This is a genomic window from Corynebacterium sp. UMB6689 (assembly GCF_030215295.1).
In the GTDB taxonomy this organism is placed as follows: domain Bacteria; phylum Actinomycetota; class Actinomycetes; order Mycobacteriales; family Mycobacteriaceae; genus Corynebacterium; species Corynebacterium aurimucosum.
Window position 1 is genome coordinate 1 of sequence record NZ_JASOLS010000010.1, and the last position, 12,568, is coordinate 12,568.

Annotated in this window: 10 protein-coding genes; 2 read left to right on the top strand and 8 right to left on the bottom strand. The window is 63.7% G+C overall.

Going from position 1 to position 12,568, the window contains the following annotated elements:
• Window positions 1-283: 283 nt before the first annotated feature.
• From QP363_RS06955 to QP363_RS06985, 7 genes are read right to left on the bottom strand one after another with little or no spacing between them, the layout of a single operon-like run.
• Window positions 284-1,030 (bottom strand): GntR family transcriptional regulator, encoded by a 747-nt coding sequence (locus QP363_RS06955; RefSeq protein WP_284763642.1) that lies wholly within the window; start codon window positions 1,028-1,030, stop codon window positions 284-286.
• Window positions 1,031-1,086: 56 nt separating this feature from the next.
• Window positions 1,087-1,761: an SDR family oxidoreductase gene (locus tag QP363_RS06960; protein WP_070644659.1), complete on the bottom strand. Its 675-nt coding sequence runs from the start codon at window positions 1,759-1,761 to the stop codon at window positions 1,087-1,089.
• 17 nt (window positions 1,762-1,778) lie between these two features.
• Window positions 1,779-2,966, bottom strand: coding sequence for an alkylhydroperoxidase domain protein (locus tag QP363_RS06965; RefSeq protein ID WP_284763646.1), 1,188 nt, complete (start codon window positions 2,964-2,966; stop codon window positions 1,779-1,781).
• 29 nt (window positions 2,967-2,995) lie between these two features.
• A complete protein-coding gene (locus tag QP363_RS06970; protein ID WP_284763648.1) occupies window positions 2,996-4,696 on the bottom strand; it encodes an ABC transporter ATP-binding protein in 1,701 nt (566 codons plus the stop codon).
• Window position 4,697: 1 nt separating this feature from the next.
• The gene (locus tag QP363_RS06975; RefSeq protein WP_070443618.1) at window positions 4,698-5,552 is read right to left on the bottom strand and encodes an ABC transporter permease; all 855 of its coding nucleotides are present in this window, start codon (window positions 5,550-5,552) and stop codon (window positions 4,698-4,700) included.
• Entirely contained in the window at window positions 5,549-6,574 is a 1,026-nt protein-coding gene (locus QP363_RS06980; protein ID WP_070719355.1) for an ABC transporter permease, read from the bottom strand. The genes QP363_RS06975 and QP363_RS06980 overlap by 4 nt, the downstream gene beginning before the upstream one ends.
• Window positions 6,575-8,290, bottom strand: a complete 1,716-nt coding sequence (locus QP363_RS06985) for a TIGR04028 family ABC transporter substrate-binding protein (protein ID WP_284763653.1) — start codon at window positions 8,288-8,290, stop codon at window positions 6,575-6,577. It abuts the gene before it with no gap.
• Window positions 8,291-8,346: 56 nt separating this feature from the next.
• Here QP363_RS06985 and QP363_RS06990 point away from each other — a divergent pair, with 56 nt between their 5' ends.
• Window positions 8,347-10,236, top strand: coding sequence for an FAD/NAD(P)-binding domain-containing protein (locus QP363_RS06990; RefSeq protein ID WP_284763656.1), 1,890 nt, complete (start codon window positions 8,347-8,349; stop codon window positions 10,234-10,236).
• A gap of 53 nt (window positions 10,237-10,289) precedes the next feature.
• Here the strand turns inward: QP363_RS06990 and QP363_RS06995 are convergent, their stop codons facing one another.
• A complete protein-coding gene (locus QP363_RS06995; protein ID WP_070443606.1) occupies window positions 10,290-11,450 on the bottom strand; it encodes a cystathionine gamma-synthase in 1,161 nt (386 codons plus the stop codon).
• A 206-nt stretch (window positions 11,451-11,656) separates the two neighbouring features.
• On the opposite strand from QP363_RS06995, the gene QP363_RS07000 reads away from it, so the two are divergent.
• Complete coding sequence (locus QP363_RS07000) at window positions 11,657-12,568, top strand: mechanosensitive ion channel family protein (protein ID WP_253287096.1); 912 nt, start codon at window positions 11,657-11,659, stop codon at window positions 12,566-12,568.

The window sequence follows — 12,568 nt, forward strand, 5'->3', positions numbered from 1 at the left end:
GCACGCGGGGATCCCTGACCACGGCTAATGCGCCACAAAATGCAGCGGGGTGTACCGGGACTCTTAAGCCCTTAAAGAACTAAACCCGCCAACCGTTAGAAGGGGGACGGGAAACTAGGAGATCCCAGACCACAGTTCACATGCCGCAAGATACAGCGGGAGCAGCGGGCCCTTTAGCTCTTAAAGAACGAGACCCACCAACCCGATGGTGGTTGGCGGGTTTCCTGGAGTACACGTTCGTATTCCCGGCGGGGAAAACTTATGGCGCTGCCCTCGCTGGTGTCTAGTCGAGGGTCGGCGTGGGATCCTCGCCAATGACGACCTCCACCGTGGCCGCATCAGGGCGCAGGGTCTCTTCCAGCTGAGCGGCTACGACGCCGCCCTCTGCCTTGATGGTTCTCGTAATGCGTAGGACCGGTTGGTTCCGACCTACTCCAAGGGCTTTCTGCTCCTCCGTGCGAGCGGTGGCGGCCACGAGCGAGTCCCGCTTAAACACGGGTGTCAGGTCAAGCTCCGTCAACAGCTCGGTCAGTGGCTTCTGCACATCCTCTTCCGTAAGTCCTGGTGCTAAGACTTGCGGGATAAAGAGCGTGGAGGCCATGATGGGCGAGCCCGCCGACACCTGCACCGTACGGCACTCCCACAGGGAATCCCCCTCCTCAATCCCAAAGGCGGAAGCAAGGTGCCCGGGAGCATCAATGAACATCAGCGACAGCACCCGCACCTCAACATCGAGGCCATGTTCACGCAATTGATCGAGGGCACTGCGGCCACTCGTCAGGCTCAACGTGGGCGGGGTGGCACGCACGAAGGTGCCACCGGTGCGCCCACGCTTGCGATCAATGAGGCCCTCAATCTGGACGATGTCCAGCGCGTGGCGCACCGTCATGCGCGCCACCTTGTATTCCTGAACCAATTCCCGCTCGGTGGGAAAACGGTCACCCGGCTTTAATTCGCCGGATTCAATCTTGCTCCTAAGCGAATCCGCGATCACCAAATAGGCGGGGCGGCGACGTTGAGAGGTGGACACGCCTCATAACTGTACCCTGTGCTGGGTTTTTCGCATCTTGAGAGAAAACGCGCCACCTACTTACGCTGGTTCAACTCAATGCGCGGGCGCACACGGATCTCAGTGAGCTGCGTCGTCGGCCCAGCATCAACGGTGGTGCGAATAGCCTTCGCCACCTCGACCGGGGCGATGACATGCTCCGGATTGTAATCCTGCAAGCCCTGCAGCATCGGGGTATCCGTCGGACCCGGCGCGACGGTGGACACGCGGATGCCGAGTTCGCCGAGGCGGAGGCCGTCGGCAAGCGCGTAGAGTGCGTGCTTCGTGGCGGCGTAAATGACGTTGTCACCATAGGAGTGGATGCCGGCACCGGAGTTGATGAACACCGCGAGGCCCTCCGCCGCACGCAGCGCAGGCAGCAGAAGGCGGGTCAGCTCTGCTGGCACGTGCACGTTGAGGTCCATCTGCGCACGCCAATCTTCCGGGCTAGCGCTTTCCACTGAGCGCTTATCCGCCCGGGCCGCCGCATGCACGAGCACGTCCACGCGCTCCAGTTCAGAAAGCTCGGTGGGAAGCGCCGCACCATCAAGTAGCGACAGCAGGTCGATGCCCACCGGCACGATGTTCTCCGCCTCCGGCAGCTCCCCGGCGCGCCGCCCTAATGCATACACGCGGTGGTCTCGCGCAAGGTCCTTGATGATCTCCCTGCCCATTCCACCGGTTGCCCCGGTCACAACGGCAGTCTTCACCATGATTGTTCCTCCTTCAGTTAGCGGAAGCGCTTCGGCACATCCGGCTCCCCCAGCGTCAACATCAGGCGATTTGCCCAGTTGAAGAACGCGGAGGAGTTGATGACATCGATGATTGCCAGCGTATCGAAACCCACCTCGCGGAGACCATCCACGTGGGAGGCGTCGAACGCAAAGGGCGACTCGGTCAGGGCCAGGGCGGCGTCACGGATGGCGGACCACTGCGCCGAGCCCAGGTCAGCAGAAACGCCCTCGTCGAGCAGGCGGTCAATCGCTGCGGCGTCACCGCCCTCCTCCTTGGCGCGCTGCTGGTGTACCGATGCGCAGTACTCGCAGCCATTGAGGCGCGAGACCACCGTGGCGGCCAGCTCACGCTGGGCGCGCCCCAATCCGCCGTCGGTGTTGTAGAAAATGTCCAGGTCCGTCAGCGTGCGCGCCTTGAGCGCTGCCGGGTCGCGGGCCAGCAGGCGGAAGTACTCCATGTCGATGCGCTCGGGCTTAATCAGCGCGTCACGCTGCGCGTCGGTGAACTCCTCCTTTGGCTGCGGCGGCACCCACGGCTTCCAGCCTAGGGTGTGTGCCACAAAGCCCTGCGGCTTGACGACGTCCGGCACCAACGTCCCCTCCCCCGGCACCCACTCCGGAGTCTGGGTGGGACGCGGCGCCGCAGTCACAGGCGTGGGCTGGGCGGCACCGGCCAGCACAGACAATCCGTGCGCCACACGCAGTTGGAAGGACAGGAAGCTGACGATCTGTCCCAGGGTCACGATGTCATCGTTGGACCAGCCGGCTGCCTGGAGGTGACCGATCGCGGCCGGGGAGGCGTCCTTGGGGTGGAAAGCCAGAAGGTGGGCGAAGTCGAGGGCGGCGGCGAGACGTGGCGAGCCGTCGAAAAGTGTGAAGCCGCCACCAGAGTATGGGCCGGTGGTGATGCCGCGCTCCACCGCGCGGGCTACTTCTGCGGCGAGCTCCTCGGATTCCTCCGCCAGCAGGTCGGAATAGAACTCCACCGCCTGCGGAGCCTGGTAAATGCCAGCAACAAACGTCGCGATGGCGTAGCGCTCCGCATAGCTGAACGTGCCGGACTCTTTAGGCTCAAGGAGCGCGGCGAAGGAGGCCTGCGCATTCTCCTTAGCTTCAGGCCGGCGCTCGCGCAGCTGGGCGACGTCCTCGCTTGCATCCGCCAGTAGGTTAATAATGTCTGCCATGAACTAATCCTTTCTTGATTGGCCCCAGGCTACAGGCCGAGGTTGAGGTCACCGGCGCGGTAGCGCGAGCCGGGGATGGCCTCGATGAGCTTCCGGGTAAACGGTGACTGCGGGTTGCTAAAGACCTCGGCCGTGGGCCCGCATTCCACCTGCTGGCCCTTCGAGAGCACGGACACGGTATCGGAGATCTGGTTGACCACAGCTAGGTCGTGCGAGATGAAAATGTAGGTCAGGCCAAGCTCCTCCTGTAGCCGGGCCAGCAGCCGCAGGATTTGGGCCTGCACGGTGACGTCGAGGGCGGAAACGGCCTCATCGAGGATGACCAGCTCCGGCTCCACAATCATCGCGCGGGCGATGGCCACACGCTGGCGCTGGCCGCCGGAAAGCTCGCGCGGGCGCCGGTCATAATAATCCGGGTTAAGGGCGACCAGCTCGAGGAACTCTTTGGCCTTGGCTTTCGCGCTGCTTGCCGACGCCCCCTTCAAATTCCGCAGCGGCTCCGCCACCGTCTGGCCAATCGTCTGCTTGGGGTCCAGCGAGCCATAGGGGTTCTGGTAGACCAGCTGGATGTTGTTTCGCTCTTCGCGCGAGGCCTTGCCGCGCAGGCCTACGATGTCGCGCCCGCCGACGGTGATGCTGCCCGCAGTCGGGGTATTGAACATGGCGATGCTGCGCCCGGTGGTGGTCTTGCCGGAGCCGGACTCGCCCACGATGGCGTGGGTCGAGCCCTTAGCCACGGTGAAGGAGATGTCATCGACCGCGGTGAAATCACCGAAGCGCTGGGTCAGGCCTTCGACGCGCACCAAAGGTTCGCCGGCAGCGCGAGTAGTCGGCGCGCCGGTAGATTCAGATGAAGCACGCTGAGTGCTTAGGTTGCCCTGGGGTGCGACGGCGCGGGCAGTTGACGTGCCGGCGTCGGCGACGGTGAGGGAGGGGGCGTCGGCAAGCAGGCGTTTGGTGTAGTCGTGGCGCGGGTTGGTCAGCACTGTGGCGGCTAGGCCTTCCTCGCGCAGCTGGCCAGACTCCATGACCACGACGCGGTCGGCGCGGTCACCGGCCACGGCTAGGTCGTGGGTAATGAAGAGGATGCCCATGCCGAGCTCTGCGCGCATGTCATCGAGGAGGTCGAGGATGATCTTCTGCACGGTGACATCGAGAGCAGAGGTGGGCTCGTCGGCGATGATGAGGTCCGGCTCCAGTGCCACCGCAGCGGCAATGAGTACGCGCTGCTTCATGCCGCCGGACAGCTCATGCGGGTACTGGTGATAGCGGCGCGCAGGGTCATCGATGCCGACGCGCTCCAACAGCTCCAGTGCCTTAGCCTTGCGCTCTGCAGCGCTGCCGACCTTGTGGATGCGCAGCCCCTCCTCCACCGAGGCGCCGATGGTCTGGACCGGGTTGAGGGAGTTATTGGGGTCCTGCGGGATCAGCCCGATGCGACGCCCTCGCAGCTCACGCCACTGACGGCGGCGCAGCGAAGTGATATCGCGGCCATCGAAGGTGATGGTTCCGGCGTCGATGGTGGCATTCGAGGGCAGCAAACCGATGGCTGCCATGGCGGAGGTGGTCTTGCCGGAGCCGGACTCGCCCACGATGGCGGTCATCTGCCCAGGATGCACCTCGAGGCTGACGCCCTGGACCGCGGGAACGTCACCACCTGCGGTGGAATAGGACACGTTGAGGTCCCGCACGTGCAGCAGGGGCTGCGCTGCATTCTTTGAAACAGACATGTTAGGCCTCCACGGGGAAGTTCTGGGACAGACGGTTGGCGGACATCACCACGGCCACCAGCGCGATGCCGGGCAGGATAATGAGCCACCAGGCGGTGGCCATGAAGTCGCGGCCCTCGGCGATGATAAGCCCCCACTCCGGGGTCGGAGGCGGGGCGCCGTAGCCCAGGAAGCCGAGGATCGACAGCTGCAGAATGGCGGTGCCGAATTGAAGGGTGGCCAGGGCAATAACCGGGGTGAGTGAATTGGGAAGGATATGGCGGAAGAGCACGGTGGCGTGGGTGGCGCCCGCACCGTACGCGGCCTCGATGTAGTCCGAGCTGGCTACGGAGATTACCTGGGAGCGGGCCAAGCGCGCGAAGGTCGCCACCGAGGTCGCACCGACAGCCACCGCCGCCTGTACGGAACCAAAGCCCAGCACGATGATGATGGACAGCGACAGCAGGATGCCCGGGATGGACAGCAACACGTCGACCACGCGCATGAGGACGGTATCCACCGCTCCGCGCAAAGAGCCGGCGAGAAGGCCGATCAGCGTGCCGACGACCAGGCCGACGGCCACGGCGATGAGCGCGCCGAGCAGCGACTGGCGGGCACCGTAGATGATGCGCGCGTAGAGATCGCGTCCCACCGCGTCTGTTCCCATGATGTGCCCGGACTCTCCCGGCGGCAAGAGGGCCACATCGGTGCCCGCATAAGGGTCTGCTGAGGTAAACAAGCTCGGGAACAGGGCCGCCAAGAAAGCGATCGCGAGGATCACGATGGCGATGATGGAACCCGGCGCGAGCCACGGGTTAGAGGTCTGGCGGCGCGGCGCCCGTGTAGAACGCAGCGGCTTAGTGTGCGTCATGCTCATGAGCGCACCGTCCTTTCCGAAGTAGTGGCCGAGGAGTCAGTCGCCGGAGTGGCGGCGGAATCTGTGCGGTGAGCAGAACTGCGTTCCGAGGTGCTGGCGCGCAGGCGCGGGTCCAGCACCGGGTAGAGCAGGTCCACCACGAGGTTGATGATGATGTAGGAAGTGGCGGCGATGAGAACCACTGCCAGCAGAACCGGGGTATCGCGGTTAGCCACGGCCTGGGCCACCATGTATCCCAAGCCGGTGCGGCCGAAGACGGTTTCGGTCACCACGGCACCGCCAACGAGTTCACCGAAGAGCAGGCCCGCCATGGTCAAGGTAGGCAGCAACGAGTTACGCAAGACGGTGCGCCAGAAAATCCCGGACTCCGAGGCACCGCGTGCGCGTACCGCTTGAACGAAGGGCCGTGATTGCGTCTCGTCGATGGAGCGAATCAGCACCTGAATCAACGGCGCGGCCATGGGCACCGACAGCGTCAGGGTAGGTAGGATGAGGCCCTCCACGCTGCCGGGTTCGATAACGCGCACCCAGCCCAGCTGGAAGGAGAAGAACTGGATGAGCAGGATGGCAATCCAGAATCCCGGCAGAGAGACCATGAAGGAAGGCAGGCCTCGGAAGAAGGAACCGATGGCACCGAGCCCCGGCAGCGTCGCTAGGAAGGCAACGAGCACGGCCACGATGAGTGCCACGCCGATGGCGCTGGCGGCGAGGATGAGGGTGTGGGGAAGGGCGTCGGCAAGCAGCGTAGCTACCGGGGCGCCCGACTGCGTCGAGTTACCAAAGTGCCCGGTAAGGAAGCCACCCAGGGACGTGAAGTACTGCACGAAGAGCGGCTTGTCCGCGCCCATTTCCTCCCGGATGGCGTCAATCTCCGCCTGGGATAGGCCCAGAGCGGGGTCGCCGAAGCGGGACTGCACGGCATCCGACGGCAGCGCCGACAGAAGCAGGAAGGCCACGGTGTAGGTAATGAGCAGCACGAGGAGGGCCTGCCCAATGCGGCTGAAAATCTGGCGAGTTGTCATTTATTTCTCCTCCTCATTCGATGCTGCGCGCTGCGGCGCGGCGTCGATGCTGACCTCGTAGAACCACGGGCGTGCCACCGATTCCGGGCTAAAACCCGAAATGCCCGGCCGCACGGCATAAACCACGGGTTCCTCGAAGAGCGGGAGCACATAGGCCTGCTCGGTGAGGTAGTCCTGGACCTCTTCCGTGGCCTTGGTGCGGCCTTCTTTATCGGGGGTATCGAGGACGGCGTCGAGAAGCTCCTGCAGGTGTTCGTCGATGGGATTGCCCTCCGCGTCCTGGTTGAGGAAGGCATCGCGGTTGTTGATGCCGTAGAGCGAGGTGATGACGTCGTAGTCGGCGCGGCCCACCATCGAGTGGTAGATCTGCACCTTGTTGATGTCCTTGGCATCGGCATTCTGGGTGGCCTGGTCACCAGCATTGACCTGGATACCAATGCCCAGGGCGCGCAGCTGATCCTGCACCATGGTCATGACTTCCTTGGAGCGCGGCTGCGGCAACGCGGTGTTGGTGCGCAGGACGAGGCGCTGGCCGTCCTTGACGCGGATGCCATCGGGCCCGGGCTCCCATCCGGCCTCATCGAGAAGGCGCTTGGATTCCTCCGGGTCGAAGGTATAGGCGGCGGACTGGTCCTTATACGCCAGGCCGGTCTCGGCCACGGAGGAGGTGGCGAGCGGGTAGGACTCGGAGAAGAGCACGCGAAGGATCTCCTCGCGGTCCACGCCGTGGATGATGGCCTCGCGCACGCGCTTGTCTTGCAGCAGCGGGTGGTCGAAGCGGAAGGCGAACTGGTTGTTCATGGAGTTCGTGCCGCGTGAGACGATGTCAACACCTTGTTCTTTCAGCAGCGGCTCCTGCGGGGCTGAGATCTGGCGGGCGATATCGGCCTGGCCGGAAAGGATTGCTCCGGTGCGCACGGATTCCTCGGCGGCGAGGATGTAGTGGACGCCGTCGATCTCCGCGCGGCCCTGGTGCTTGGCCGCTGGTGGGGCCCAGTCGTAGTCCTCACGGGTCTTGAGCTTGAGGTCGGTGCCGATTTCTTCCGACTCCACTACAAAGGGGCCAGAGCCAATAACGTTGACCGCGTTGCCGGGGCCGAAGCCCTCGTTGTCTAGAGCCAACGTGGAATCAGAGAGCAGGCCGGCGTTATAGGCGGAGGTGGCTTGGAGGAAACCCGGGGAGGGCTGAGTGAAGTAGAACTTCACGGTGTCCTCGTCCACGACTTCGCCGCGGTCATAGTTGGCGATCTGCTCGGAGCTGGTCAGCGTGCGGGATTTATCGCCGCGGCCGAAGAGGTCGAAGTTGGCCACGACGTTCTCGGCGGTCAAAGGAGAACCATCGGAGTAGGTGACGTCGGTGCGGATAGTAAACGTGTATTCCGTGGCATCGGCGTTGACCTTGGGCATCTCCGTGGCGATCCATGGCGAGAGTTCCAGGGTCTCGGGATCCTGATAAAGGAGGCGGTCGGTCAGCTGGTTGACCACGCCACCGTTGGGGTAAAAGCCGGCGGCCGGCGGATAGAGCGTGCGGAAGAATTGCGGCTCGAGGTAGGTGAGGACGTTATCCTCCCCGTCCGGCCGATCCGCGGCAGAGCAGCCCGCTAAGGCGAGGGCTGCTGCCAGGGTGGCGGCGAGTGCGCGTAGAGTTTTCACGGTAATGCTTTCAGAAAGTCGGTAGTCGGTTTGTGCTGTGTCTCTGGATTTAACACAACGCATACTGAGCGGTATTATTCCACTAGACAGCACAGTCTAAAAGTTTGAGGTTGATTTATATGCCCGCCATCGCCATCGTCGGGGCCGGCCCGCGCGGTATCTCGCTGGTCGAGCGCCTTGCGGCCCATCTGCGCGCGACCCCCCTTCATTCACCCCTGCGACTCCACATCATCGACGATGCCCCGCTGGGCGCCGGCCGCATTTGGGATACGGATCAGACCCGCACGCTGTGCATGAACACCCTGGCTGGCGCGGTCACGTTATTCACCGAGCCTGATTCCACGACCACCGCGCCGGTGCTGGAGGGTCCCATTCTCTACGAGTGGATCCAGCTTCTGCGCGGCGAGCGCCCCGACATCGCGCCCGCCAAGCTAAAGCTTTATGATTCCCACCCGCCGCGCGAGGGGCTCGCCGCCTCATTTGCCACAGAGCTCGCGCAGACCCGCCCGGAATCCAACCCTTCCCGCGCGCTCTACGGCGCCTACTTGGAGTGGGTCTTCGAGGTTGCACTGGCCCAGCTGCCGGAGAACGTGGACGTCGTCCAGCACCGTGCGCGCGCGTTGTCCGTAGAGGAGCGCGGTGAACAGGACGCCATCGAGCTTTCCGACGGCACCACCGTCACCGCCGATGCCACCGTCCTGGCTTATGGCTGGCAAGTGCCTGCCCTGACCGAGTCCGAGCGTGCCCTGGCGGAGGCCGCAGATTCCGGCCTGCACTGGGTGCGCCCAGATAACCCGGTGGAGCAACCGGTGTCTGAGGTTCCTGCGGGCGAGAAGGTCCTAGTTCGGGGCCTGGGCATGGGCTTCTTCGACGTCATGGCGCTGCTCACCATCGACCGCGGCGGCGAGTTCGTCGAGGATCCCTCCACCCGCTCCGGGCTGCGCTACGAGCCCAACGGCGAGGAACCGCACTTCATCGTCTCCTCCGGCCGCGGCTACCCTTATATCCCGAAGTCGGAGTATCACGCGCTGCCACCAAAGGCTGAGCTGACCCGCTTCCGCGCCGCGGTCGTCGCGCTTGATCCGGAAGCGGAGCTGGACTTTAGCACGCAGCTGCTACCGCACATTCTGCGTGATTCCTACGCCGAATACTACGAGAACCAGGCTCGTGTATTCCCAGATGCCCTGCAGCGCCCGCTTGCGGATATCCTCGCCACGATTGATTCCACGGAGCTCACCGCCCCAGATCTCCGAGGCATGGCGGATCAGCTGCGCGTGGCGCTGGAGGGCACATCGACTGCCCCCCTCGACCTTGCCCACTGGGCGAACCCGCTGGCGGACTTCGACAGCGCGGAGGGCGCCGAGATCACCGAGTACATCGCCGAGGGCCTCGCCCGCGATATCCGGGAGGCCGTCGCCGCCGCCGATTCCCCGCTGAAGTCCGCGCTGTGGGCCATCTCAGCCGCGCGCAAGCCCTCCTCCATCGCCGGCTCGGAGGGCCGGATGACGTGGGAGTCCCGGACCAGCACCTACAAGGAGTTCATGGCCTTTGGGCAGATGGTGGGCTCCGGCCCGCCGCTCTTCCGCACCCGCCAGCTGCTGGCGCTTGTCGACGCCGGCCTCGTCACCTTCCTGGGCCAGCGCCCCCAGCTGGAGATCGGTGAGAAGTTCACGCTGCGCACCGCGCACGGCGAGGCTTCCTCCACCTGGCTTATCGACGCCTGGATGCACTCCCCCGATGTCCGCCGCGCCGGCGACCCACTTGCGGTATCCCTCAACGGACGTGTTCGCGCGTTCGTCGACCATGGGCAGGCCACCGGCTCGCCGGAGACGACATGGAACCGTCGCGTGGTCAACCCCGGCGGCACCGAGGACCCGCGCCTGCACATCGTCGGCATCCCCACCTATTCGCAGTGGCCGGATACCACCATCTCCCCCATGCCGGGCACCGATCCGCTCATGCTGCAAGAAACCGACCGCACGGCCGGTTCCCTGCTCACTTCCCTCTAACCTCACACAGCGCAAGCGCCGAGGCCCACACTGCCTTGGCGCTCTCGGTGGTTTTAGTCCAGGGCGTCGAGGGCTTGCTCCAAGTCTGCGAGCAGGTCATCAATGGACTCAATGCCCACGGAGATGCGCACGAGGTCTGCCGGCGGGACGAGTTCGGAGCCTTCCGCGGAGATATGCGTCATGTTCTGCGGGTGCTCGATGAGGGACTCCACACCGCCGAGTGACTCCGCCAATGAGATGAGCTTGGTGTTGAGACAGATCTGGCGAGCATGCTCCTCGCTATGGAAGCGCACGGACATCATGCCGCCAAAGCCGCGCATCTGCTTCTTCGCCAGCTCGTGGCCCGGATGCGAGGGCAGGCCCGGGTAGAGAACCTGCTTGACCTCCGGGCGGGACTCCAGGAATTCCGCCACGGCCTGTGCATTGGAGCAGTGGCGATCCATGCGAACCTCCAGGGTCTTTATGCCGCGGGCGGTGAGGTAGGCGTCAAAAGGCGAAGACACCGCGCCGACGTTGCCCTGGAAGTACAGCAGGCGCTCATCCATCTCAGCGGAGTTGGTCACGACCGCACCACCCAGCACATCCGAGTGGCCGCCCAGGTACTTCGTGGTGGAGTGCAGAACGTGATCCGCGCCCAGCTCCAGAGGGTTCTGCAGGTAGGGAGTGGCGAAAGTGTTGTCGACGACAATCTGGACGTCGCCAGCCGCCTTGACTGCCTTAGTGACCGCAGCGATATCCGTGATCGTCGTCGCCGGATTGGTCGGGGTCTCCAACCAAATGAGCTTGGTGTTCTCCTTCAACGCCGCCTCCACCGCCGCGGTATCGGCGGTATTAACGATGGACAGCTCGATGCCCCACTCACCGTAGTCATGGTGCAGGAGACGGTACATGCCGCCGTAGGCATCGTTACCCAAAATCACGTGGTCACCTGGGCGCACGATGATACGGATGAGGGTATCGACGGCCGCCATGCCCGTGGCGAAACAGCGAGCATACTCGGCATTCTCTAGCGCCGCGAGGGTCTTCTCTAGGGAATGAACGGTGGGGTTGGCCACGCGGCCATACTCGTAGCCGCCGCGCAGCTGCGCGAGGCCGTCCTGCTGGTACGTGGTGGAAGCGTAAATCGGTACGTTGATGGATCCCATGTAAGGATCCGGCTGGTAACCGGCATGGATGGAACGGGAAGAAAAGCCAAGAGTGCGGTTGTCAGTCATGAGGCACAAGTCTAGACCAAGCTGTTCAGTTGCGAGAAAGACTAGCTTTTTATATTCAACTCTCTTCCCTACTATCGATAGGCGTCAGTCGTGAGCGACAAAAAGAAAGGACACGCGTGACTGCATTATCCGCACGCCTAGGCTCAGCCTCCGAAACAACCAACGACGCCGTCGACACAGTCACCAGGTGGTGGCAGACCGAAAACATGCAGTCCTGGCTCATAGACAAACCCATCGGCATCGCGCTCATCCTCATAGTCGCCATCATCGGTAGCTGGCTGCTGCGTCGGCTCATCACCAAACTGGCAGACAACAGCATCAAGAAAGGCAAGCTCAGCTCGCCGCTCTCCCCTCGCAAAGCTCACCGAACAACCGATAAGGCGCTCGAGAAAACGCAAGAGGCACGGCGCACCTCCCGCATCCAGACTCTCGCCGGCGTCGGCCGCTCCGCGGTCGCCATATTCGTCTGGGTCTGGGCAGTGCTGGCCATCTTAGACAAGCTCGGAGTCAACGTCGCCCCGCTCGTGGCCTCAGCCGGCGTGGTTGGTGTCGCCCTTGGTTTCGGTGCCCAGGCGCTGGTCAAGGACTTCCTCTCCGGCATTTTCATGCTCATGGAGGACCAGTACGGCATCGGTGACACCATCGACCTCGGCAACGGGGTCTTCGGCGATGTAGAGTCCATTTCCCTGCGTATCACCACGGTCCGCGACATCGATGGCGCGCTATGGTACGTCCGCAATGGCGAAATCCTGCAGGTGGCCAACCACTCCGACCGCTACTCCGTAGCCCGCGTCCAGGTCCCCATCGCGCTGAGCAACGACCCCACCCGAGCAGTCGACGTCATCACCACCGCAGCAGAAGAAGCCGCCCGCGACTCCGACATCAAGGACTTCATCCTGGCCACCCCCACGGTCAACGGCATGTCTGGCCTGGAAGTGGACCACATGTCCTACCGCGTTTCCGTCAAGACGCTACCGGGCAAGCAGTGGGATGTGCAGCGCGCCATGCAGGCGAAAATCCTCACCGCCATGCACACGGAAGGAATTACCACGCCCTACCCGCGGGGGATGGCTATCTTTGATCTGGAAGAACCCAGCCTGACGAGAAAGGAAGATTAG